The sequence below is a fragment of the Bacillus sp. SCT118 genome (assembly GCF_058566435.1).
Genome location: NZ_CP191225.1, coordinates 168,022 through 192,476, shown reverse-complemented (window position 1 = coordinate 192,476; position 24,455 = coordinate 168,022). Strand labels below are relative to the sequence as shown.

General features: G+C 41.4%; 23 protein-coding genes and 1 pseudogene. 7 read left to right on the top strand and 17 right to left on the bottom strand.

Annotated features, from left to right (window positions below):
• Positions 1–5: 5 nt before the first annotated feature.
• From bglP to ACQVGT_RS00960, 12 genes and pseudogenes are all read right to left on the bottom strand, one after another.
• On the bottom strand, positions 6–1,835 hold the full coding sequence (gene bglP, locus ACQVGT_RS01015) for a PTS beta-glucoside transporter subunit IIABC (protein ID WP_041518130.1): 1,830 nt from the start codon (positions 1,833–1,835) through the stop codon (positions 6–8).
• Between the two features lie 337 nt (positions 1,836–2,172).
• Positions 2,173–2,574, bottom strand: a pseudogene (locus tag ACQVGT_RS01010) (DUF2247 family protein).
• Positions 2,575–3,079: 505 nt separating this feature from the next.
• The gene (locus tag ACQVGT_RS01005; protein ID WP_015483912.1) at positions 3,080–3,583 is read right to left on the bottom strand and encodes a hypothetical protein; all 504 of its coding nucleotides are present in this window, start codon (positions 3,581–3,583) and stop codon (positions 3,080–3,082) included.
• Positions 3,584–3,695: 112 nt separating this feature from the next.
• Positions 3,696–3,959 (bottom strand): hypothetical protein, encoded by a 264-nt coding sequence (locus ACQVGT_RS01000; protein WP_014665973.1) that lies wholly within the window; start codon positions 3,957–3,959, stop codon positions 3,696–3,698.
• A gap of 167 nt (positions 3,960–4,126) precedes the next feature.
• On the bottom strand, positions 4,127–4,495 hold the full coding sequence (locus tag ACQVGT_RS00995; RefSeq protein WP_015385075.1) for a UCP019853 family protein: 369 nt from the start codon (positions 4,493–4,495) through the stop codon (positions 4,127–4,129).
• A gap of 82 nt (positions 4,496–4,577) precedes the next feature.
• Positions 4,578–4,823: a hypothetical protein gene (locus ACQVGT_RS00990; protein ID WP_015483913.1), complete on the bottom strand. Its 246-nt coding sequence runs from the start codon at positions 4,821–4,823 to the stop codon at positions 4,578–4,580.
• A gap of 10 nt (positions 4,824–4,833) precedes the next feature.
• On the bottom strand, positions 4,834–5,283 hold the full coding sequence (locus tag ACQVGT_RS00985; protein WP_015385077.1) for a hypothetical protein: 450 nt from the start codon (positions 5,281–5,283) through the stop codon (positions 4,834–4,836).
• Between the two features lie 299 nt (positions 5,284–5,582).
• A complete protein-coding gene (locus tag ACQVGT_RS00980; RefSeq protein ID WP_015483914.1) occupies positions 5,583–5,846 on the bottom strand; it encodes a DUF2247 family protein in 264 nt (87 codons plus the stop codon).
• 162 nt (positions 5,847–6,008) lie between these two features.
• Positions 6,009–6,422: a hypothetical protein gene (locus tag ACQVGT_RS00975; RefSeq protein ID WP_015483915.1), complete on the bottom strand. Its 414-nt coding sequence runs from the start codon at positions 6,420–6,422 to the stop codon at positions 6,009–6,011.
• Between the two features lie 25 nt (positions 6,423–6,447).
• Entirely contained in the window at positions 6,448–8,178 is a 1,731-nt protein-coding gene (locus tag ACQVGT_RS00970; protein WP_015385079.1) for a T7SS effector LXG polymorphic toxin, read from the bottom strand.
• Positions 8,179–8,197: 19 nt separating this feature from the next.
• On the bottom strand, positions 8,198–8,467 hold the full coding sequence (locus ACQVGT_RS00965) for a YwqI/YxiC family protein (RefSeq protein ID WP_003218942.1): 270 nt from the start codon (positions 8,465–8,467) through the stop codon (positions 8,198–8,200).
• A gap of 11 nt (positions 8,468–8,478) precedes the next feature.
• Positions 8,479–8,844 carry a YwqH-like family protein gene (locus tag ACQVGT_RS00960; RefSeq protein ID WP_014478447.1) on the bottom strand — a complete coding sequence of 122 codons (366 nt, stop codon included), beginning with the start codon at positions 8,842–8,844 and terminating at the stop codon, positions 8,479–8,481.
• A 308-nt stretch (positions 8,845–9,152) separates the two neighbouring features.
• On the opposite strand from ACQVGT_RS00960, the gene ACQVGT_RS00955 reads away from it, so the two are divergent.
• Positions 9,153–12,287, top strand: a complete 3,135-nt coding sequence (locus ACQVGT_RS00955) for a DUF3427 domain-containing protein (RefSeq protein ID WP_015483916.1) — start codon at positions 9,153–9,155, stop codon at positions 12,285–12,287.
• A gap of 27 nt (positions 12,288–12,314) precedes the next feature.
• Here ACQVGT_RS00955 and ACQVGT_RS00950 read toward each other — a convergent pair whose 3' ends face one another.
• The 4 genes from ACQVGT_RS00950 to ACQVGT_RS00935 form a co-directional block, all read right to left on the bottom strand.
• A complete protein-coding gene (locus ACQVGT_RS00950) occupies positions 12,315–13,166 on the bottom strand; it encodes a hypothetical protein (protein WP_015385082.1) in 852 nt (283 codons plus the stop codon).
• Positions 13,167–13,172: 6 nt separating this feature from the next.
• Positions 13,173–13,580: an 8-oxo-dGTP diphosphatase MutT gene (gene mutT, locus ACQVGT_RS00945; RefSeq protein ID WP_014478449.1), complete on the bottom strand. Its 408-nt coding sequence runs from the start codon at positions 13,578–13,580 to the stop codon at positions 13,173–13,175.
• 109 nt (positions 13,581–13,689) lie between these two features.
• Entirely contained in the window at positions 13,690–15,099 is a 1,410-nt protein-coding gene (gene abnB, locus ACQVGT_RS00940; RefSeq protein WP_046340292.1) for an arabinan endo-1,5-alpha-L-arabinosidase AbnB, read from the bottom strand.
• 240 nt (positions 15,100–15,339) lie between these two features.
• Positions 15,340–15,483: a hypothetical protein gene (locus tag ACQVGT_RS00935; RefSeq protein WP_236822443.1), complete on the bottom strand. Its 144-nt coding sequence runs from the start codon at positions 15,481–15,483 to the stop codon at positions 15,340–15,342.
• Positions 15,484–15,626: 143 nt separating this feature from the next.
• On the opposite strand from ACQVGT_RS00935, the gene hutP reads away from it, so the two are divergent.
• From hutP to ACQVGT_RS00905, 6 genes are all read left to right on the top strand, one after another.
• On the top strand, positions 15,627–16,073 hold the full coding sequence (hutP, locus tag ACQVGT_RS00930; protein ID WP_003243875.1) for a histidine utilization transcription antiterminator HutP: 447 nt from the start codon (positions 15,627–15,629) through the stop codon (positions 16,071–16,073).
• 112 nt (positions 16,074–16,185) lie between these two features.
• Positions 16,186–17,712: a histidine ammonia-lyase gene (hutH, locus tag ACQVGT_RS00925; protein WP_015385086.1), complete on the top strand. Its 1,527-nt coding sequence runs from the start codon at positions 16,186–16,188 to the stop codon at positions 17,710–17,712.
• Positions 17,709–19,367 carry a urocanate hydratase gene (gene hutU / locus ACQVGT_RS00920; RefSeq protein WP_014478453.1) on the top strand — a complete coding sequence of 553 codons (1,659 nt, stop codon included), beginning with the start codon at positions 17,709–17,711 and terminating at the stop codon, positions 19,365–19,367. Before hutH ends, hutU begins: the two co-directional genes overlap by 4 nt.
• A 12-nt stretch (positions 19,368–19,379) precedes the next feature.
• On the top strand, positions 19,380–20,645 hold the full coding sequence (gene hutI, locus ACQVGT_RS00915) for an imidazolonepropionase (protein WP_015385087.1): 1,266 nt from the start codon (positions 19,380–19,382) through the stop codon (positions 20,643–20,645).
• A complete protein-coding gene (gene hutG, locus ACQVGT_RS00910) occupies positions 20,638–21,597 on the top strand; it encodes a formimidoylglutamase (protein WP_015483920.1) in 960 nt (319 codons plus the stop codon). Before hutI ends, hutG begins: the two co-directional genes overlap by 8 nt.
• Positions 21,598–21,672: 75 nt before the next feature.
• Positions 21,673–23,100 carry an amino acid permease gene (locus ACQVGT_RS00905; RefSeq protein WP_015385089.1) on the top strand — a complete coding sequence of 476 codons (1,428 nt, stop codon included), beginning with the start codon at positions 21,673–21,675 and terminating at the stop codon, positions 23,098–23,100.
• Between the two features lie 42 nt (positions 23,101–23,142).
• Here ACQVGT_RS00905 and ACQVGT_RS00900 read toward each other — a convergent pair whose 3' ends face one another.
• Positions 23,143–24,444 carry a pyrimidine-nucleoside phosphorylase gene (locus ACQVGT_RS00900; protein WP_003227132.1) on the bottom strand — a complete coding sequence of 434 codons (1,302 nt, stop codon included), beginning with the start codon at positions 24,442–24,444 and terminating at the stop codon, positions 23,143–23,145.
• Positions 24,445–24,455 lie beyond the last annotated feature (11 nt).

Here is a 24,455-nt window from a genome sequence, read left to right as displayed (position 1 = left end):
TTTTTTCAAGATAAAGCAAGCAGCGCTTCTTTTGTCTGCACTTTACCGATCTCTTTTACCGGCGAAAATGAATATTGGTCTGTGTTGGTCACGATCACCGGGGTAATGACGTCATATCCCGCGGCTTTGATTTGCTCCAGATCAAAGGACACGAGCGGATCTCCCGGTGCGACCTTGTCGCCTTCTTTGACGTGAGCCGTGAACCATTGTCCCTCCAGCTTCACCGTGTCCAATCCAATGTGTATGAGTATTTCAGCTCCCTGATCACTCGTAATGCCAATTGCGTGTTTTGTTTTAAAAATGGTGGTAACGCTTCCACGAACAGGCGACACAACTTCTCCTTCTTCAGGCTCAATGGCGAATCCTTTTCCCATGATCCCGGCAGAAAACACTCCGTCTTTGACTTCACTTAATGCTTTCACTTCTCCCTTAATCGGGCTGTGAATGATCTCTCTGCTGCCTTCATGCACTGCCGGCTGCTGGCTGCCGTCAGAAGGCACATCCTCGAATCCAAGCAAATACGCAGCTGCTGTTCCCGCCGCAAACGCAATCACAAGGCCGATCATCGCGTAAATAAACGTTGGGCCGATAAAGACAGGGATGCTCGGGAGACCTGCATTACCTCCGACGATATAGGAAGCAACACCCGTCATGCCGTAAAACGCGCCACCGGCTGCACCGCCAATCAAAGCGGCCGCAAACGGCTTTTTCAATCGCATATTCACGCCGTACATCGCAGGTTCTGTAATCCCCATCAGCGCCGTGATGCTTGTGGTAAGCGCGAGTGATTTAAATTTTTTGTTTCTGGAGCGAAGGAAGACGGCAAATGATGCTCCCGCCTGCCCCATATTCGCCAAAAACATAGCCGGCAGTAAATAATCGTGGCCGTTTTGAGCGATGTTGTTGATCATGATCGGCACAAAGGCATAGTGCATGCCCGTCATAATGATTAAAGAGAATGTACCAGCCAGCAAAATCATCGCCACAAGCCCTGCATGATCAAACAAATAATTGACCCCAGAAGACAAGTATTCTCCTAAAATAGCGCCAAGCGGACCGACTGTAATCAATGTCAGCGGCACGACAATCAATAGCGTGAATGTCGGAACCACAATCAATTTGAGAGATGCGTGTGTAAAACGGTCAATCCATTTTTCCACGTATGAAGCAATCCAAATCGCCAGCAAAATCGGGATGACCGTTGACGAATAAGTGGCAGCGGTTACAGGAAGCCCAATAAAGGAAATCGGTTTCCCCGCACCGAGCAGGGCTGTCAAATCCGGATGCAGGATCGCCGCCGCAATGGCAGCCGCTACGTACGGATTGCTTCCGAATTTTCTCGCCGCACTCATCGCTAGCAGGAGCGGCAGGAAGTAGAACGCGCCGTCACCGACAGCCGTCAAAATGACATGAACCTGGCTCTTCTCCGCCATCCAGCCAAACGTAACTGCCAACGCAACAAGCCCTTTGATCATCCCCGCTCCCGCAATCGCAGGCAGAATCGGGGTAAACACACCAGAAATCACATCAAAGACCGCACTCAGCACATTCTTTTTCTGAGAGGATGAACCAGCGCTCTTTTCATCACTGAGATTGCTGTGCCGCACAATCGCCTGATACACCTTCGGCACATCGTTTCCGATAATGATTTGAAACTGCTCGCCGCTGATATTGGTGCCCATCACTCCAGGCAGCTGCTCCAACTGACTGCGATCCGCCTTCGAATTGTCATGAAGATTAAAACGCAGCCTCGTCATGCAGTGAATCACGCGCTGAACGTTGTCTTCACCGCCTACGAGTTGTAATATGTCCTTCGATAATTTATCATAATCCATGTATATACCTCCTTTTTATGGGGGGACTGCTGGAAGAAAGGTGGCCGCCTTTCACCAGCTTTTTTTCTATCAAATGCTGCATCACCTCCTAAAAGAGAATAAAAAAAACCTAAATGACACAGATTGCGAGAGTCTCCTCCTGCACCTGCACCATTTAGGTTTTGCCTGCTTTCGCAGTAACAATCCTGACGGGTCGTTTTATTTGTTTGTAGGTATACTTTAGCACTAGACTTGCGGGATGTCAACGCTTTCATTTTTGGTGTTGACTAAGGTGATTGCTCAATAAGGACTATTTTTTATAACGGTAAGCCATTTTGTATATTTTGTTTTTTCCTTACTAAAAAATCTTGAAATTGCATAATCTATTTATATTTTTTTCATAGGAATGTAAATGCGAGTTACACCCGTTATTAAAAGGATGATAATGAATAAAACCCGCCATATCTTCAGGGTAATTCATATCTGCATAAACTTCCGCAAGCTTGCTCAAAAGTTCAATTCCATGATCACTATACTTTGATTTTACTTCAAGAAGAATAACATATCTCCATTTTCTTTTTTCAATAGCATAGAAACTATTTTCTTCAACTTGTAATATATTCAAAATGGCTTCTTCAATATCATCCTTGTCTCCCCAAGCCAGTTCTAGAATTTCTTCTTGTTATACACCGGGATGGTTCATCAAATATTCAACAGCATAATTCATTACTTCAATTTTGTTTATCCACCCTTGCTTCAACCCAACGTAAAGAGTTTTCCAATCGTAATTTACATGATACTTTGAATGTATTTAAGGCGATTTTCAATTTCTAACATCCTTGCTTTCATATATGTCATTAAACAAAAATAATTCCAAGTTGCTTTTTAAATATAACCTTTACCTTTGGTTAGTTATGAATATATATAAATAGATCAGAATTACATCTTTTTAATTGAGTAACATTTATAAACTTAGATTCAAAAACAAGCAACTCATTGAAGGTGAGACTTAGATTGCACTCCAAAGCGTATACATCCATTGTCAGAATCAGTTTAAAGCCTTTCATATCTTGGATAGAGTATATGAATATTTCTGCAAGGGGATCACTCACCACGCTTATTGGCTCACTTTCAAATAGTTCTAATAAATCATATTTATTGTAAGTAGTGAACATTTTTAAACTGCCCCTTAACTTTTTATTTGTTGTTGCTAGAAAAAGATGATAATTGTGAAAGGTTCACCCTTCAAGGTTTTTCTTTTATTATTATTTTAATGCCTGTTCTAATATGTTGATTTCATTATCTCCTACATCGTTTATAATGACACCACAAATATTGTCATCACAATCCAAACAAAATAATACGTGATTATTTTCTATAAGAGATTTTATCTCATGAGCTGAAAATTGAATATAAACTGTCTTATCTGTTATATATACGTTTAATATTCCTTTTTCATCGATATACGTTTCATTCTGTTGTCGGTCTACGCTAAGAACAGGAACTCCTTTTATTGGTTCAATGTTTTCAATATTCCATTCTTTAGATTTATAAACACTTTCACACAGAGTTAATGTAATAGAACGAATTTCTCCTGTTTTTTGTGCAAATCCTATTTCGATTAATGATTTTTTAAAATCTCCGGTTCTCCAGTATACCGTTTTATCTTCTGATATATCCCAATTTCCAAATTCTATATTAATTGGTGTATAGACATCAAATTCTACTTTCATAGGCTTTTTATCTCTACATTCTAATGTTTTTAACATAATTTCAAATGACCTTCTAATAATAGTTTCAAACCCTATTCCCGGATGACTTTCTTGAATGGATTTTTTTCAACCCAATGGCTCTTAGACTGTACATTCACGTTTTAGAAACTTATTGATATCCGTCTAAATCATTTAATTTTTTTATAAGTATTCTTTTCCTAAATATATAAATACCTAAAGGGAACAAAAAGAAAAATACACCATATGAAAAACCAGCAATTACATATAACTCTATATCGTTAACTTGATTGGTATTTGCTAACCATATTGTCGTGATAGTTAGAACGATTCCTGCTAGGGGCAAAACAATCTGAATGATTAATAATGATTCATTTATTTTTCTCAATAAAAATTTCTCATCTATCTTCTTCACTCTCTACAATCACCTTATGTATTTCTTCAGCTATTATTTATGGCAGTGTCAATCAAGGTTTCCTTCATAATTTTTTCTGATTATGTCCAAGAACAAAGCCTTCTCATAAAAAAATTTAAGTTTCCATTTTTATAATCATTTTACTTTTTATATTTAAACAGCCTCCCTTAAAAATTCCTTATCCTGTCAACCTTCATCTCAACATTTTTCCCAATTAAATAAGGATATTCAGAAAAATACTCATCTTCATCAGTAAGAACGATTCCTGCATCAATTGAATCCTCTTGTAAAACCCCCCTAATATAATATTGATATCCTAAACCAATCCGTTCTAATTCTTTTGTTTTTTCTATACTTTCACGAATAACTAACTCATCCAAAATCGTAAAACCAACTAACACAGGATATTTTTTCCCCACTTCAATTTCATAAGGACAGACAGATGAAAAACCTGTGAATTCAACCCCTTCAATTTCGAGTATCACTTCCTCTTCTATATGTGGATCAAGTCCTTTAATAAGTGCTTTATATATCATAGGAGAACCTCTTTGATTTTTATTATATTGAATGCATTAAAACCTTGAAGGGCATTGTTGTCAATAAAAGCTTCATTATTTGCTAAGACTCAAAAGCCGTTTTTTCTGGAAATACACCCTCTTCTTTTACTAAACAAACTGCTAATCTATGTGCAGCTCGATCAAAATAAAATGTTGACGGGAAGTCTTTAATTTCTTCTAACTCTGAAAATTCCCTAATTATTTTATTTAATTTCATTTTGCCCATAGTATTTTCATGAGGCCCCAATTTGTAAACCACAGTTTCATTATCTTCATATTCTTTTAGTAATAAAATGTATACCGCCACTGTTTATTCCTCAATTAGTAAAATTCAATTCACTCCACTTTTCTTTTATCCAACCTATTCTTTCATCAGCTTCTTCTGCTGATAGAACGCCTCTTTTGTTTTTGTACTTAATACTTTCTTTTGCCCAGATTAAAATGATCTTGGTATATTCCACCGTCTCTATTGTGCATATACAATCTCCTTCATCTTCATCTGCGAAAATATCTTCAATCACTGTTTTATGTTTATCAGAACTAATTAAATTTAAATTCCCGCCACTTTCGAATATTGGTAATTCCCCAGACAATACTTTTAATAATTGTTCAATTTCTTCCTTTATGCTATCGAAATCACTAAATATATCAGATCCTAACGAATTACTAATAAGGTAACCATTTTTAAGTATTTTCTCTTTTTCCAAATCCAAAATGACTTCATCATAATCATCTATATATTCAATTGCATATTTATATCTGAGCAATATACTATCTCCGTTATTTCTTATTCACCGGTAGATGGTGTGAGGTAACGCAAGCAATATAATGAGTATTTCCCAATCATAATTAATTAGAAATTATTTTCCTCTCAGTTTCCAAAAATTCTTTTAGTAGTTCTTTTACTGTATATTTCAAATCAGAAGGATAATAGAAAACAGGCGATACAGTTCTAAAAAAATTGTTCATATGTTCAGTTGTGTTAAACATATAAGCAATGTTTTCAATGTCGCTAAACATACTATCATCAGAAGAATTATTATATATTCTTCAAAACAGTGTATAACTACTTATGATACTCTCTATTCAAGACTTCAGAACGGCTATTAGAGACTATGTGGTCTAATAATGCATCTGCTCTTTCTTCAGTTTGTTCCCACGCCAATTCAAAGATATTCTCATCTTTAATATTAGGATTATTCACTAGATAATTAACCGCATAATTTGTTACTTCTTGTGAAGAAATTAACTTAAACTGCCTACTAATAAACAATGTAATCCAGTTACATTCAAATTCGTTTTTCTTGATTATCTCAACTGTATACACCATCTATCTCTTCCTTGTGGTTATTTTACCTGAGTCTTTAAAATTATAAGCTGATCCTGCAATAGGAAAAGCTTATTCCACTTCACATCACTGTGTGAGAATAAGCTTTAAAAAGTTATCATTGACTTTTAAGCATTGTTGTATAAACAATTCTATAACAAATTATTAAGAATGAACCTTCTCAAGGAAGTCTTCAAGTATTTTCTTTACTGGGGCACTTGCTTTTGGCAACTTATCATTTATTCTCTGAAGTATGGATGGATCGTTCAATATCATTTGTTTACTCTCGGGAGTCACAAAGCTTCTTAGAGAATCTATGCATACCTCAAATAGCTCTTCATTATCAATACTAAGTAGTGATAGTAATATTGAAAATTCATGTGAACTTCCGTTATTATCCATACAGTATGCCAGTTTTTTTTGCCATTCCAAAGGTTTAGTAAGTGCTTCGTTTTTTAATTTTCCCCAATCATCTGCTCTAAAGTCTGACAATATATCACTTGCAATTATACAACCATCATCGTACCATGAGTCCTCAGTTGTTTCAGCAGATAAAAGATTATCCAATTCTCTATACATTTTTTATCACCTTTCAATTTACATCTCAAAAACCTGATGGACGAGGCGCATTTACCTTTCCTGTTGGGTAACCACTAGTTACCTCGTCACCATTTTTGATAACATCTATTTCCACTCCATTTTTTGATGCTCTATGCCAAGTTGATCTATCCCTCAACCTTGTAGATATAGGTGGTGTATTTCCAACCTCTATAATACTCTTAAGAATCTGATCATCATTCCACGATTCCGGAAATAATGTACTCTTTTTAATTTTAGAAATATTACCATCTACAAATTGCTTAGTAAACATAACACTTTTCGTCCCATCTGCATTAGTAGATAGTACTTCCACTGCGAAATTATCATTAGCGTTGTTTATACTTGAGGAATGTCCACCTATTAAAATATTTTTTGGAACTTTACGTTGTCCTTCCAATATTTTCGCTTCCATATCTGAGCTAATAACCGTCTTTGAAGATACCAATTTCTTACCTTCACTCGCACCCTTTGAAGCAACCTTATTAACCTCACCCTTACTTTCCTTCCCCGCAACATGTTTAGCCACATCTGTGACAACACGCTTCCCGCCTCGGACCGCCAATTTTTTAACAGCACCCTGAGGGCTTACCCACTCAATAAATTCATATTGAGTTCCGGCAAGAAACGAATCAATTGGCTTAGCTCCGCCTACTTTATCCTCTGGAATGTAAGACACTTCTTCTAGCCGCTTTTTCCCTCCAGCGTAGAGTTCTCTCACAATTTGGCCGTTTTCATATATATAATATTTGCCGCCGACGTAGTCGATGCTTGCAGTATCACGAGTTAGTTCGTCAATCACTTCTATCGTATCTATCTTTTTTAATCCTTTATGATTATATATTTTATCATTTATCACCCGTATGTCTCCATAGACTTTCGGGTGTGCTGCTGCTTCTTTCTGTAATACAGTTAAATTACTATCATCAGCATGAATCTCGCGCTCGATCTTCTGTTGTTTGTCATCCATCATCACAGAATCAACGTTTGATTGCTTATGTTTCTCCAGTTTCTTCAGCATCATCTCCATCGGTGAATCATCCGGCTGCTTCATTTGAGAGTTAATGCCGCCGAAGGTTTGGTTGATGTTTTCTTCTTCCTGTGATTTCAAAATAGAGCCGGTTTTGTAGCCTGTGATTTCAATTTTCGGCCCTGTGTACATCGTTTCGAGCTGATCCATGTATTTTTTCATCGTTTGAAAATCTGATTTTGCGGTTTCTAGTGCTTGGGTTTGCTGGCCGTCAAATTGAAAGAGCTTATTCAGGGTGTCCGAAATCAGTCGCTCAGCCTGTTCTGTTTCCATCCGAAAAAAGGAATCATTGACTGTCGGCAGGCTGACGATGTGATCAATGGCTGATGTCTGGCGATTCACTGCGTCTGTGAGCTGTTCTGTCACTTCTCGTGCATGCTTGACCCCGTGTCTTGCATCGTGTGAGAGAAAAGCCTCTGCAATCATGCCATGGGAGTCAGATTCTACAGAGGAAATCGCATGCTGTGTTTGTTTCAGCACTTTTTTGTATTCGTCGATAAACATGCCAAAGAAAAGGAGAAAAGGCTTGTGGCACTCCTCGTAAAAGGTCCGGATGGCATCTCCGCCTTTTCCTTTCAGCGCATCCTTCATGCCTGCCAGATGCTCAACGCTTTTTTCCAGCTTCTCCAGCTGTTGCTTTTGCTTGTCCAGTTTCTCAATCGTATGCTGAATGCCCTCGTGAAGAGCGTGGACATCTAATGTTTTCAATCCCTTGTCCTCCCGCGCTTTATTTCATGGAAGATGATATGTTTTCGTCCGTTTCCTTCATGGCGTTTACCGCGCTTTCCGTTTGTGCGATATGCTTGGCCAGAACAGACGCATATGCTTCAGTGAGCTCTTTGATGTCCTTATTTAATTGCTCGATGGACTTCACAACATTCAAATGGTTTCTGCCTGAGAGATGGCCGGGCAAGGAGGACTTGAGTTCAGCTGAATTCTTGAGCTGAGAAAGCCCTTGCTTCACTGTGCCATACACCATTTTAATTTCCTGTGCCATTTGTGCTCACCTCACTTTTTATGTTTTTCCTTCTCTATTTCATGCTCTATCCTCGTGATTTGGCGTCTTATAGAATACACATCGCCCTCTAATGAGTGGATTTTTCCTTCTATGCTTTCGATGATTCCGCTGACTTGATCGCTTTTGATTTGCTGATATGCTTTGTTCATTCCTTCACGAATATCTTCAAACCGCTGAGCATGTGTTCCTCTCCATGCCTCCCGGTTAAGATGAGGCCGGTGAATGAGATGCTGGGCCTCAGAGAAATCGTGTTTGATTTGCCTAATTTCGTGCAGCACTCGTTTTAATTGATGGATCTGTTCCTGCTTTTCATGTAAGTCGGCTTTTACCGAATGTAACAACATTTCACTATGCATGCCGCAACACCTCGTGTTTCTATCAAACTGTGTCAATTCTTTACAATACAGACTATTTTCATATTACATGATGGGTCATATTGGATAAATAGGTAAAAGGATTTGTCTTACACAGAATATAAATAAGTATATTTATCTATTATCCTTTTCATTCGACTTTCTTGCGAATAAAATCCTGCTTACACAGGACTTTAAGATCGGGTACAATCGTCCTCATTTGATTCGCGATGCCATTTACAAATATCTGTTACCTATAGTCAATAATAATGATAAAATTAGGATATCTATCTAAATATGGAGAGAGAAAAATGAAAAAAAACAGTGGTTTTCATGAAGAATTGCAAGAAAAGCACAAGCTTTATCCAGTAGAACATCGTTTTCAGCCTGTTTTACCGAAAGAATATACAGAAATTTTAACTTTACATATAGCAAAACAATTTGGCGAAAAAATCAAAACGCTTGTTCATCACGGACAATATAATCAGGCGGTTGAATTAACCCAAAAAATATCTTCTGATCTTGGTAATGATACTGCCTTTGCAATACCACTTTCTTCAGTTCTTTATCATGTAGGTGACCTGGATCTTCCTGTGTCAGAGCACTTTTCGCTATCACGGTTGAATCTACTCGGAAACCATAGAGCGGATGATAATTTTTTTAAAGCATTAAAGAATGAAATGTTAACTGCTGATCGTGTGGATTTTATGGTCAGTTTTACAAGATGGTCTGGCGTCCAACTTCTTATTCCACCATTACAAGAGCTTAATAAGCGTAATGTGCCAGTACGTATTATCACATCAACATATATGGGAATTACTGAACCTAAAGCCCTTAAACAGCTCATGAAATTTCAAAATGTCGACTTGAGAATTGTAAATGATTACAGTCAATCGTTTCATACAAAAGCTTACTTATTTGAACGTCTTTCAGGGCAACATAGTGTCATTATTGGATCATCAAATCTCTCGCAATCCGCTCTGACCACTGGGTATGAGCTAAATGCAAGAATACCAGATACAAAATATCTTCCAATTTTTCAACAAACAAAAGATGTCTTTAATAAAGTATGGGTCGAAAAAACACAACCGGTCGATGACCAGTTCTTAAAAGCTTATGAAGAATTTCAAGCAGCTAATCACAAAATGAGCGCGTCTCTCGTCTCTCAAAACTCTCTTTACCAAACAAAAATACAACCTAATGCCATGCAAGAAATAGCGCTTAAAAACCTCAAGAAAACGAGAGAACAAGGTGAGGAAAGGGCTGTTATTATCGCTGCAACTGGTACAGGGAAAACATATCTTGCAGCATTTGATTTTTCCGAATATCAACCAAAAAAATATCTTTTTATTGCTCATCGTGAGGAGTTACTAACTAAAGCCATTGAAACATTTGAAAAAGTCACAAATGACCATGATAACTTTGGATTGTTAACTGGATCGAAAAAAGAATGGAATAAAAGGTTTTTATTTAGCACAGTTCAAACCTTGTATAAAGAAGAAACATTAAAACGGTTTGCACCAGATGAATTTGATTACATTGCCATTGATGAATTTCATCATGCAGAAGCCTCTACCTATCAATCAGTGTTGAATTACTTTAAACCTGGATTCTTATTAGGTTTAACTGCAACTCCAGAACGTTTAGACGGTAAAGATGTACTTGAAATCTGCAATCATAATGTTGTCTATGAAATCCGCCTTCGAGATGCGTTAGAAGCTGAATTGCTTGCCCCATTTCATTATTTTGGTATTCCGGACCATACTGTTGATTACGATAAAGTGAAAATAACAAACGGGGTCTACGATGAACGTTCATTGGTTAATCATTTGAAAAATCATGAGCGGGTCGATTATGTAATAAAGATGATAAATATGTACGGTTTCGACGGAGAAAGAATGTGTGGATTGGGCTTCTGTACTAACGTTGAACATGCCCAATATATGAGCCAAGAATTTAATCAATTAGGATTCCATACAACTTATTTAACAGGGCAAGATTCCTCAGCACAACGTCAGAAAGTGATTAGAGAACTTGAAGATCCGCATCATAGTTTAGAACTGATTTTTACAGTAGATATTTTTAATGAAGGCATTGATATACCAAAATTAAACTTACTGCTTTTTTTGAGACCGACTGAATCACCAACCATATTTATTCAACAGTTAGGAAGAGGATTAAGAAAGACTGATGATAAAGAGTTTGTAACGGTACTTGATTTTATAGGAAACTATCAAAAATCGTTTGTTATACCGCTAGCCCTTTCCGGACAAACTAGCCAAAAATCCTTTGATAAAGATTCATTACGAGTTGCGGTTACCCATGAGTTTGCAGACTTACCAGGTGGATCTTATGTAGATCTTGCATCTGTAACGAAGAAAGAGATTTTACACAAAATTGATAGTATTAAATTAAATTCAGCTGCCATGCTAAAAACATTATATTATCAATTTAAACGAGATATTGGGCGTTCTCCAGAGCTACTTGATTTTCTTTATTCAGATCAAGCTCCAGGTCTTACCTTTTTTATAAAAAAATATAAGTCTTGGGTCGAAACGAAAAGAAAAATGGATGACCTTCATTCTTTAGATAAAGAAGTATTAAATGATACGTTAGTTTTAAGAATGGTATCCTGGTTAGAGCAACAGTTTCCGATTAAGTGGCCCTATGATTTATTATTGTTACAATGTGGATTTAATATACAGAGAATCACTGTAGAGGATGTTAAAAAGTCTTTAGAAGATACATTTCATTTAAAAATCAAAAATACTAATATACACGACAACTTGATTAAACGATCTATGGAGCGTTTATCCACACCACATAAGAAACAACAATGGAGTTTTGGTACAGTGGAGGAAAATACGTTTATACTACAATTAAATATTTTTGAACGTTTATGCCATCCTCGGTTTGGTCCTTATATTAAGGAGCGTATCCAGTATGGTTTAACCGAATTTAGACGCATGAATAATTTAGAAGCACTTTTATCTAGTGAACTACAACTCACCTTGTATCAAACATATACTAGAAATGAACTCATACATTTATTTCAATCAACTGATCAAGAGGGAACGTGGCGAGAAGGTGTAAGGAGAGTTAACAATAACTACTTAATTTTTATTACATTAAATAAATCTAAAAAAGTTGAGGACCATTTGTTATATAAAGATTACTTTATAGATCCCCATCATTTTCACTGGCAAAGTCAAAATCAAACATCACATGATTCTCCTGTAGGTCAGAATTTTATTAACCATAGACAAAAAGAATATAAAATACATCTTTTCGTGCGTAAATTTAGCGAAATGCATGACATCACCTTACCTTTTATTTATCTAGGTAAAGTTGATTACGTATCAAGCAATGGGGACAAACCTATGAATGTAATATGGAAGCTCCATCAGTCTGTCCCAGAAAACTTGTATGTTGATTTAATAAATTAAAGAAGCAATTGTTGGCAAGATGCTTATTTAAGTAGCTTTGTTACATTTACAACTCTTTTTTGGATCTTTAAAGTTTTTATAATCATCTTTCACGCTTTTAAGAAGTCTATCTAATGCCGTAAAAACAGTTAATATTAAGAAACTAAAGTAATCAATAGATTTGTTTTGGCCTTCTAAATTCAGTAGAATTTTAAAATCTTCGTAACTTTTATTAATAGTTATAATTAATAATATAATATAAATCATAATTCTTCGCACATCTTGTTTAGCACTGTTGAAAGTAGAAAAATATACCCAACTAGCTAAACCAAATGGTAAGGACATCCAAAAAACATAGCGAATGGTATTAGGTATATCCGTAAATAAAGATGAGAAACTATATAAAATAAATACAATAAGTAGATGTATATAAAAACTTAACAAACTTTCAACTAATACTTTCATTCGCGTGTAGATATAACTTTCTTTATCTATTTTCTTTATTAAAGTTTCTATTGGGCTAACATATTTATAGCTGCTTTTATCTAACTGTTTCTTTATATTTAAATTGAAGTTACCAATAAAAATTGTATAAAAGATAACAATAGCAGCTGATATTAAAAAAATATATAAATATTTAGAAGTGTTGAATTTTATAATCCACATAAGAGTTGTTATTAAGAAAATGAATGTAAGTATTATAAAAATAATCTCACTAACCTTCAAAAATCTAATATATTTCTTAATTGGATTATAACCTGTAGAAACAATTAATTTATATTTCCTAAACAAATAGTTACTAATAAGCTCAATGAAAAAGAATGTTTTATTTATAATATACTTAGAAAGTAAAATTATTAGAGCAATGACCAAAATTACTATGAAGAAAGTTATAATCATTGACAATTAACAGGTCCCCTTTGTTTCATTTTTCAATAAATTAACAGTTGGAATATCAGCAGGTGCCCATTCAAGTGACTCAAGTTCACTCACGGGCACCCATCTGAGTTCCGAATGTTCTTTGGCAAAAGGTTCACCCTCAATAATTTTCGCTTGAATAGAAATCAAATTTATAATGATTTTCTCATATTCGTGATGAATGTCAGCGATAATTTCACCGACTTCAATTTTACAACCAAGCTCCTCATGAATTTCCCTCACAAGAGCTTCTTGTGCATTCTCTCCCTCTTCAAGTTTCCCTCCTGGGAACTCCCATAGATTAGCCAAAGACATGGTTGGCGAACGAAGTGCACATAATATCATATTCTTATCGTTTTGAATTACTGCTGCAGCAACTTTGATTGTTTTTTTCAATAGATTTCTCCCTTTCTGATAAATATTTTTCTCGCCTCATATTAATACTATGGATTCTAAAGTAAAGAAGCAATGAAAAAACGCCTTCCCTCGAAGGCGCTTCTCCATCTTATTTAGATCCCCAAACAGCCTCACCGCTGCCATTCAACACACTAAACGTCATGACGTTCTTCTCTCTCACCGAATCCCACTGGCGTAAAAATACCCCGTTATACTTCTTCCCCTCTAACGTGATGTCGGCTGTGTTTTTTCCGGTTTTCTTCCATGTTCCGGTCATTTCCCCGGAAATGGTGTGGTTTTTGTTGAGCTGGATGTTGATGGTTTTTTTGATGTCGGCTGAGATGTCTTTTCCGTGCTGGATGAGTTTGTATGTTCCTGTGATATCTTTTTGTTTTACTTCTTTCAGTGTTTCGCCCGCATAACGATATGGCGCTGCTACCGGCCAGCCGTCTTTGTTCATGAACAATTGGTGGACTCTGACTTCGTGTTCTTCACCCCTGCCCGGGAAGCGGGTGTGGAAGATTAAATAGGAACGCCCGGTTTTTTCATCATAGTATGCGGAGTTGTGGCCTGGTGAGACGTACCCGGTGCCTTTTTCATTTTCTGTTTCAAAAGTGTAACTGCCCATGAGTTTGACGCCGTATGGTTCGATGGAACGGTCGTCGAAGAATGTGCCTTCCTTGCCGCGGACGTCGAGCATTGGATTGCCTTCTGCATCATAGTAAGGGCCGTCCGGTTTCTTGGAGCGGGCCACACGGATGTTGTAGCCGCCTGTTGCATCGAGACCGCCATATGATAGGTATAAGTAGTAGTATTGGGTGTCTGGATTGTAGAGAACATACGGGCCTTCGATTCTGCTGTGGTTGCCGCCGAGCAGTTTTTTCCCGTATCCCTGCCCAGGAAGCGGGAAGCCCGTTTTTGAATTCATTTCAAGTATGAAAATGCCGCCTGAGTATGATCCGTACACCATCCACAGCTTTCCGTCTTTATCAAAGAAGGTATGCGGGTCGACGACATTCGGATGTTTGGTTGCGTCATACGGTGTTCCATCGCTGCTTGTGCCTTCCATTCCTGATTTCAAAAAGATGCCTTTGTTTTTGTATGGCCCTTCGATGTTGTCAGCGACGGCAACACCCATGGCGGACCTAGGCGAGTCGCCGCGGCAGGCGTTGTAGTACATGTAGTATTTGCCGTCCGCCAGCTGCGTGACGTCAGCCGCCCAAAGAGTATCGGATTGCGCCCATTCGAAGGTTTCTTTTAATTCTTTATAGACATTCGGGATAAGTGGGTTGTCGTTGCTTACGCTGTTGGTCAGCTGCTGCCATTGCATGAGGTCATTTGTTTTTGCTGAAGCGAGATGAGATCCAAAAACATAAAAGGTGCCATTTGTTTCAATGATGGAAGGATCATGAACGCTGACTTCTTTAAATACGGGTTTTTGTGCATTAGCGGAGTTTGGCAGGGTGAAGGCCATGATAAGAGCTGCAAGAAAACATACACGGAACAATCGGTTGAACATCTAAACAATTCGCCTCTCTTTTTTATTAAATTTTTAAGCGCTTACATTTCTCTATGAAGAAACACCGGCCTATTAAAACAGCCGCATGTTTTCATATTCAAACAGATAGGTGATTTCTCACTGTTCTCTTACATTGTCAGACTGATGTCTGTTTGGCACAGAACTGCTGCTTGCATATCCTCTATTCATAGTTCAACCCTTTTGCCGTTTCTCCTTCTTCAATTACTTCTGTTTCTTCATTTACGTACGTAATGAACGCTTTGTCCGGTCTTGTAAAGTCGTCGACTTTTCTCCGGCAACTTCGCCTCTTTTTGGCATTTTACCTCTCATTGTCAGCAATATGACAGCGGCCGCTTGCACTTCTGTCTGGGTATTCGTGTGCAATGTGCGGCTTTCTGTGTCTCGCTATTACAATAGCAATCTAACTTGTTAAAGACTGTAAAAAACCTTTTGACTTCTGCTGCTGAACCAATTAATATAATACTCAGTTAATAGTTATCAGAATTTTTAGGAATTGAGTGATTCATATGACACTGCACAAAGAGCGTCGGATCGGCCGGCTGTCTGTTCTCCTGCTGCTGAATGAGGCGGAAGAGAGTACGCAGGTTGAGGAGCTGGAGCGAGACGGATGGAAGGTCTGTCTTGGCAAGGTAGGATCAATGGACGCGCATAAAGTAGTAGCCGCAATTGAAACCGCTTCCAAAAAGAGCGGTGTCATTCAATCTGAGGGTTATCGGGAGTCACATGCGCTTTATCATGCAACGATGGAGGCTTTGCATGGCGTGACCAGAGGTGAAATGCTGCTGGGATCGCTGCTTCGGACGGTGGGCTTGAGGTTTGCCGTTTTGAGGGGAAATCCTTATGAAAGTGAAGCGGAAGGCGATTGGATTGCTGTCTCGCTTTACGGAACAATCGGGGCGCCGATTAAAGGTCTTGAGCACGAGACATTCGGTGTTGGAATTAATCACATATGAAACAGCCCATAGATCTTAGACGATAGGGGGCTATGCGTGAAAACAGATGTTCACAGCATAGCTCCTTTTTGTATGGGCGCTTTACCAAAGTAAAGAAAAAGGAGTTGGGCTTATGGTGACTTTAGACGGTTCTTCATTGACAACAGCCGACGTCGCTCGTGTGCTGTTTGATTTTGAGGAGGCAGCGGCTTCCGAGGAAAGTATGGAGCGCGTGAAAAAAAGCAGAGCGGCAGTGGAACGGATTGTACGCGACGAAAAGACAATCTACGGCATCAACACCGGATTTGGCAAATTCAGCGATGTCCTGATTCAGAAAGAAGACTCGGCGGCGCTGCAGCTAAATTTAATCCTTTCTCATGCCTGCGGAGTCGGCGACCCTTTTCCTGAGTGTGTTTCCAGGGCAATGCTGCTTTTGCGCGCCAATGCGCTGTTAAAAGGCTTTTCCGGTGTACGCGCTGAGCTGATCGAACAGTTGCTTGCTTTTTTAAATAAACGCGTCCATCCTGTCATCCCCCAGCAGGGATCACTTGGCGCAAGCGGAGATCTGGCGCCGCTTTCCCACCTGGCGCTTGCGCTGATCGGACAAGGAGAAGTCTTTTTTGAGGGGGAAAGAATGCCGGCAATGACAGGCTTGAAAAAAGCAGGTATTCAACCGGTAACGTTGACATCCAAGGAAGGGCTTGCCTTGATTAACGGGACTCAGGCCATGACTGCAATGGGGGTGGTCGCCTACATCGAAGCTGAGAAACTAGCCTATCAAACAGAGCGAATTGCCAGCTTAACGATTGAAGGTTTGCGGGGAATTATCGATGCATTTGACGAGGATATTCACTCAGCACGCGGCTATCAGGAGCAGATCGATGTCGCAGAACGAATTCGCTTTTATCTATCTGACAGCGGCCTGACAACCTCCCAGGGAGAACTGCGGGTTCAGGATGCCTATTCATTGCGCTGTATTCCGCAAGTACACGGTGCGACTTGGCAGACACTAGGCTATGTCAAAGAAAAATTAGAGATTGAAATGAACGCAGCTACAGACAATCCACTCATTTTCAATGACGGTGACAAAGTGATTTCCGGCGGAAACTTTCACGGACAGCCGATCGCCTTTGCCATGGATTTTCTGAAAATCGCAATATCAGAGCTTGCGAATATCGCAGAGCGCAGGATCGAACGACTTGTGAATCCGCAGCTGAATGACCTGCCGCCGTTCCTGAGCCCTCATCCCGGTCTGCAATCCGGTGCAATGATCATGCAGTACGCCGCGGCCTCACTCGTTTCTGAAAATAAAACACTGGCCCATCCTGCAAGTGTAGATTCCATTCCGTCATCCGCCAATCAAGAGGACCATGTCAGCATGGGAACCATCGCCGCTCGGCATGCTTATCAGGTGATCGCAAATACAAGGAGAGTCATTGCGATCGAAGCCATTTGTGCATTGCAGGCGGTTGAATACAGAGGCATAGAACATGCAGCGTCCTATACGAAACAGCTTTTTCAGGAAATGAGAAAAGTCGTGCCGTCCATTCAGCAGGACCGTGTTTTTTCCTATGACATTGAACGCTTGACTGACTGGCTGAAGAAAGAATCTTTAATACCTGATCATCAGAATAAAGAACTAAGGGGGATGAACATATGACTGATGTAAAAAAATCAATCCGTGCCAACAGAGGAACAGAGCTTGAATGCTTAGGATGGGAGCAAGAGGCAGTGCTTCGGATGCTTCGAAACAACCTTGATCCAGAAGTCGCCGAGAAGCCGGAAGACCTCATCGTATATGGCGGGATTGGCAAAGCCGCACGGGATTGGGACGCTTTTCACGCCATTGAGCATTCCTTGAAAACATTAAAAAATGATGAAACATTACTCGTGCAATCCGGAAAACCCGTTGGCATGTTCCGTACACACCCGCAGGCCCCGCGCGTGCTCCTAGCAAATTCTGTTCTTGTTCCGAAGTGGGCAGACTGGGAGCATTTCCATGAACTTGAGAAAAAAGGGTTAATGATGTACGGACAGATGACGGCTGGCAGCTGGATTTACATTGGCTCACAAGGCATATTGCAAGGAACCTATGAAACCTTCGCTGAGCTGGCGCGACAGCACTTTGGAGGCAGCTTAAAAGGAACATTGACGCTGACAGCGGGTCTCGGCGGAATGGGAGGCGCACAGCCGCTGTCTGTCACGATGAATGAAGGCGTCGTCATTGCTGTCGAGGTTGACGAAAAACGCATCGACAAGCGGATCGAAACAAAATACTGCGATCGAAAAACAGCATCGATTGAGGAAGCCCTAGCTTGGGCTGAAGAGGCAAAGCTGGCAGGAAAACCTTTGTCCATTGCACTTCTCGGAAACGCAGCTGAGGTGCATCACACACTTTTGAACCGAGGCGTCAAAATTGATATTGTGACAGATCAGACATCTGCCCATGACCCTTTAATCGGTTATGTTCCCGAGGGCTATTCACTTGATGAAGCTGACCGTTTGCGTCAAGACAATCCAGAGCTTTACGTGCGCCTTGCGAAGCAAAGCATGAAAAAACATGTCGAAGCCATGCTGGCCTTTCAGCAAAAGGGCTCTATTGTATTTGACTACGGCAACAATATCCGGCAAGTCGCAAAGGATGAAGGGCTGGAGAATGCCTTCGATTTTCCGGGGTTTGTCCCTGCCTACATCCGCCCCTTATTCTGTGAAGGAAAAGGGCCGTTCCGCTGGGCGGCGCTTTCCGGAGATCCGGCAGATATTTACCGTACGGATGCGTTATTAAAAGAGCTGTTCCCGACAAATAAAGCCCTTCACCGCTGGATTGATATGGCACAGGAAAAAGTCACCTTCCAAGGCTTGCCGTCCCGTATTTGCTGGCTTGGATATGGAGAACGAAAAAAGATGGGCCTCGCCATTAACGAGCTGGTTAGAACCGGGGAGCTAAAAGCGCCTGTCGTTATTGGGAGAGATCATTTGGACTGCGGGTCTGTCGCCTCTCCAAACCGGGAGACAGAAGCGATGAAGGACGGAAGTGACGCTGTCGGTGATTGGGCTGTGCTAAATGCGCTTGTCAACACGGCGGCGGGTGCAAGCTGGGTTTCCTTCCACCATGGCGGCGGCGTCGGAATGGGCTATTCCCTGCATGCCGGCATGGTTGCAGTGGCCGATGGAAGTGAGCTGGCTGACGAGCGGCTCGCGCGGGTCTTAACGAGCGACCCAGGAATGGGCATTATCCGTCATGCGGATGCGGGTTATGAACGTGCCGTTGAAGTAGCGAAGGAACAGGACATTATCGTGCCGATGCAAAAATAAAGGAGTGATGACATGCCAAAGCAAATTGATACGATTCTCATCAACATCGGTCAGCTTTTGACGATGGAAAGCAGCGGTCCGCGGGCAGGCAAAAGCATGCAGGATCTTCATGTGATCGAAGACGCTGTTGTCGGCATCCATAAACAGAAAATTGTGTTCGCCGGACAAAAAGGGGCTGAAGCCGGTTACGAGGCAGACGAAATCATTGACTGTTCGGGACGCCTTGTAACGCCTGGCCTCGTTGATCCGCACACCCATCTTGTATTTGGCGGATCTCGTGAAAAGGAGATGAACCTTAAGCTTCAGGGCATTTCATATTTGGATATTCTGGCGCAGGGCGGCGGGATTCTGTCTACAGTCAAGGATACCAGGGCGGCTTCAGAAGAAGAGCTGCTGCAAAAAGCCCATTTTCATCTGCAAAGAATGCTGTCCTACGGCACAACCACAGCAGAAGTGAAAAGCGGCTACGGCTTGGAAAAAGAGACAGAGCTCAAACAGTTGCGTGTCGCAAAGAAACTGCATGAAAGCCAGCCTGTTGACCTTGTTTCCACATTTATGGGAGCCCATGCGATTCCTCCCGAATATCAAAACGATCCAGATGAATTTCTGGATCAAATGCTTTCCCTTTTGCCAGAAATCAAAGAGCAGGAGCTCGCCAGCTTTGCTGATATTTTTACAGAAACAGGCGTTTTTACAGTCAGCCAATCCCGCCGTTATTTACAAAAAGCAGCTGAGGCAGGCTTCGGATTAAAAATACACGCAGATGAAATCGATCCGCTTGGAGGTGCTGAATTAGCAGGTGAGCTAAAGGCCGTCTCAGCCGACCATTTGGTAGGTGCATCGGACGAAGGCATAAAGAAATTGGCTGAGGCAGGAACGATCGCCGTCCTCTTGCCGGGCACGACATTTTATCTTGGCAAAAGCACATACGCCAAGGCTAGAGCTATGATTGATGAAGGTGTATGTCTCAGCTTGGCAACGGATTTTAATCCTGGCAGCTCGCCGACTGAAAATATCCAGCTGATTATGTCCATTGCCGCTCTTCATCTGAAAATGACTGCAGAAGAAATATGGCATGCGGTCACAGTCAATGCCGCATACGCCATAGGGAAAGGAGAGGAAGCCGGTCAGCTCAAAGTCGGCCGCTCAGCTGATCTAGTCATTTGGCAAGCCTCGAACTATATGTATATTCCGTATCACTACGGGGTCAATCATGTACATCAAGTCATGAAAAACGGAACAATTGTTGTCAACAGGGAGGGAGCTATTTTTGGATAAGTACCCTTTTCTCAGAGAGGCTGGGTCTTCGTTTAAGGACCGGGATGTCACAAAAATGAGCGACCTGATCGCAACATGGGACGGCCAAGACATTAAGGGACCGGCGTTGATAGGTGTCCCCCTATCAAAATCCTCCATCAGTCATTCAGGCGCTTCCTTTGCACCCGGAACAATACGCCAGGCTCTGAAACATTCATCAGCCTATTCTGCTGAGCTTGGAGAGCATGTCGTATCAGAGCTTCTATATGATCTGGGGGATATCGATATTCATGTCACTGATATCGTAAAGTCACATCATCACATTTTCCAAACCATGCACGCTCTGCTTTCGGATCATCCGGATTGGGTGCCGCTCATACTTGGGGGAGATAACTCTATCAGCTACTCCACAATAAAAGCGATAGCACAAACAAAAGGAACGACAGCGGTGATTCAATTTGATGCCCATCACGATGTTCGCAATACGGAGGACGGGGGGCCGACAAACGGCACCCCCTTCCGCCGCCTTTTGGATGAAGAGATCATTGAAGGTCAACATTTGATCCAGCTGGGTATCAGAGAATTCAGCAACAGCCAGGCCTATGAAGCATATGCAAAAAAACATAACGTGAACATTCACACGATGGACATGATCCGGGAAAAAGGACTCATCTCCACGATAAAAGAGGTTTTGCCAGCCGTTCAAAATAGAACAGATTTCATTTTTATATCTGTTGACATGGATGTCTTAGACCAGTCCCATGCACCCGGCTGTCCAGCGATTGGCCCGGGAGGCCTCTATACAGACGAATTGCTTGAAGCAGTCAAGTACATCGCACAACAGCCCAATGTTGCCGGGATTGAAATTGTTGAAGTCGATCCTACCCTCGATTTTCGAGATATGACAAGCAGAGCTGCAGCTCATGTTCTGTTACACGCATTAAAAGGAATGAAACTCTCCCCATTCAAGTGATCTTCTGGCAGGTTGTTTTTTGGGTATAAGAAACTCATCTGCCTAATGAATGGCAGCTAAAAGGAGGGCGAGACAGTGAATCTTCAGGAGAACAGCAGCCAACAGCTAAAACGCACAATGAAAAGCAGGCACCTATTTATGATTTCTTTGGGAGGCGTCATAGGCACAGGACTTTTCCTCAGTACAGGCTATACGCTACATCAAGCCGGACCCGGCGGTACGATACTCGCTTATGTAATCGGCGGGTTGATGATGTACCTCGTCATGCAATGTCTCGGCGAATTGTCGGTTGCCATGCCGGTGACCGGCTCTTTTCAAAAATATGCTACAACATTTATCGGTCCATCTACCGGTTTTATGGTCGGCATCATGTACTGGATCAATTGGGTGGTGACGGTAGGCTCTGAGTTTACCGCATCCGGTATTCTCATGCAGCGCTGGTTCCCTGACAGCAGTGTATGGATGTGGAGTGCGATTTTTGCAGCCCTTCTTTTTATATGCAACGCATTTTCAGTTAAGTTATTTGCGGAGACTGAATTTTGGTTTTCAAGCGTAAAGATTGTCACCATTATTTTATTTATCATTTTGGGAGGAGCCGCTATGTTTGGCCTGATCTCTTTAAACGGAACGGCGGATGCTCCTATGTTGTCAAACTTCACGGACCATGGCGGGCTGTTTCCGAATGGCTTTCTCGCCGTTTTTATCGCAATGATATCTGTGAGCTTCGCCTTTTCTGGTACAGAGTTAATCGGCGTTACAGCAGGAGAATCAGCAAATCCTCAAAAGGATATACCGCGATCCATCCGTAATGTCGCATGGAGAACCGTGATTTTTTTCATTGGCGCTGTCTTCATATTATCCGGGTTGATTTCATGGAAGGACGCAGGCGTGATTGAAAGCCCGTTTGTAGCCGTATTTGCGGAGATCGGAATCCCTTACGCTGCTGATATTATGAATTTCGTGATATTAACAGCCTTGCTGTCTGTCGCCAACTCAGGCTTATATGCTTCGACCCGTATGATGTGGTCGTTAGCAAATGAAAACATGATCAGCTCCCGTTTTAAGAAAGTGACATCTAAAGGCATTCCTTTAAATGCCTTAATGATCAGTATGGCTGTATCTTGTTTATCTCTCGTTTCCAGTATCGTGGCCCCTGGAACGGTCTATGTGGTGATGGTAGCAATTGCTGGATTTGCAGGAGTCGTGGTCTGGATGAGCATTGCCTTGTCCCAACTCTTGTTTCGAAAGAGATTTCTGAAAAAGGGGGGGGATGTAAAAGATCTGACATTTCGCACGCCGCTTTATCCTCTTATGCCTATAGCCGCTCTCTTATTATGTTCTGCTTCTTGTATCGGTCTTGCTTTTGATCCCAATCAAAGAATCGCACTTTTCTGCGGAGTTCCTTGTATCATCCTTTGCTATCTGATCTACCATTTCAAAAGAAATGTTACAAAAGCGAAAAAAATCAGCCAAGAGGAATATCAGGCTGATCACATCCTGTAATCAAAAAAGCACACCCCACTCAGGATGGGATGTGCTTTATTTTTATTCAGTAATCAACGTATGAATCAGCTTCGGCGCCTTCGCTTCCGCAGCGATGCGGATGTTGTCATAGACTTTTGCGATGACTTCATCAACGTTTTCGCGGTTGGCGTAAAGCGTCACGAGCGGTTCGCCTTTTTCTACTTTGTCGCCGACCTTTTTGCGGAGCATGATGCCGACGGCTAAATCGATCTCATCTTCTTTTGTGGCGCGACCGGCACCTAACAGCATCGCTGCGACGCCGATTTCATCCGCAACGATTTCAGAGACGACACCCGCTTCTTTGGCAGGCACATCAATTTGATATGCGGCTTGCGGAAGCTTAGACGGATCGTCAACAATCGAACTGTCGCCGCCTTGGTTTTTCAGGAAATCCTTGAATTTCTCAAGTGCTTTGCCGTTTTTCATGACTTCTTCCAGCTTCGCTCTCGCTTCGTCCAATGTATCGGCTTTTTTCGCAAGCACAACCATCTGGCTGCCGAGCGTTAAGACAAGCTCATGAAGATCCTCAGGTCCCTCGCCTTTGAGCGTGTCGATCGCTTCTTTGACTTCAAGCGCATTTCCGATCGCAAAGCCGAGCGGCTGGGACATGTCTGAAATGACAGCCATTGTTTGACGGCCGACGTTATTTCCGATGCGTACCATCGCTTTGGCAAGTTCAGCTGCGTCTTCTTCTGTTTTCATGAAGGCGCCCGCTCCCGTTTTTACGTCAAGCACGATGGCGTCCGCCCCGGCAGCGATTTTTTTGCTCATAATCGAGCTTGCAATGAGCGGAATGGAATTGACCGTTCCCGTTACATCACGAAGCGCGTACAGTTTTTTATCAGCCGGCGTTAAATTGCCGCTTTGGCCGATGACCGCAACCTTGTCGCGGTTCACAAGTTTAATAAATTCATCCTTCGTCAGTTCCACGTGGAAGCCGTCGATTGCCTCTAACTTATCAATCGTGCCGCCCGTATGGCCGAGGCCGCGGCCGGACATCTTGGCAACCGGCACGTCAAGAGCCGCAACAAGCGGAGCGAGAACGAGTGTTGTCGTGTCGCCGACGCCGCCGGTGGAGTGTTTATCCACTTTAATTCCTTCAATGGCAGAAAGATCAATCGTTTCACCGGAGTTCACCATAGCCATCGTCAAGTCCGCACGTTCACGGTCACTCATATCCTGGAAGAAAATCGCCATAGCAAGCGCGCTTGCCTGATAATCAGGAATGCTTCCGTCTGTATAGCCGTTCACGAAAAATTGAATTTCTTCAGTGGTGAGTTCTTTTCCGTTTTGTTTTTTGATGATGATATCTACCATTCTCATGTTTGGTCACC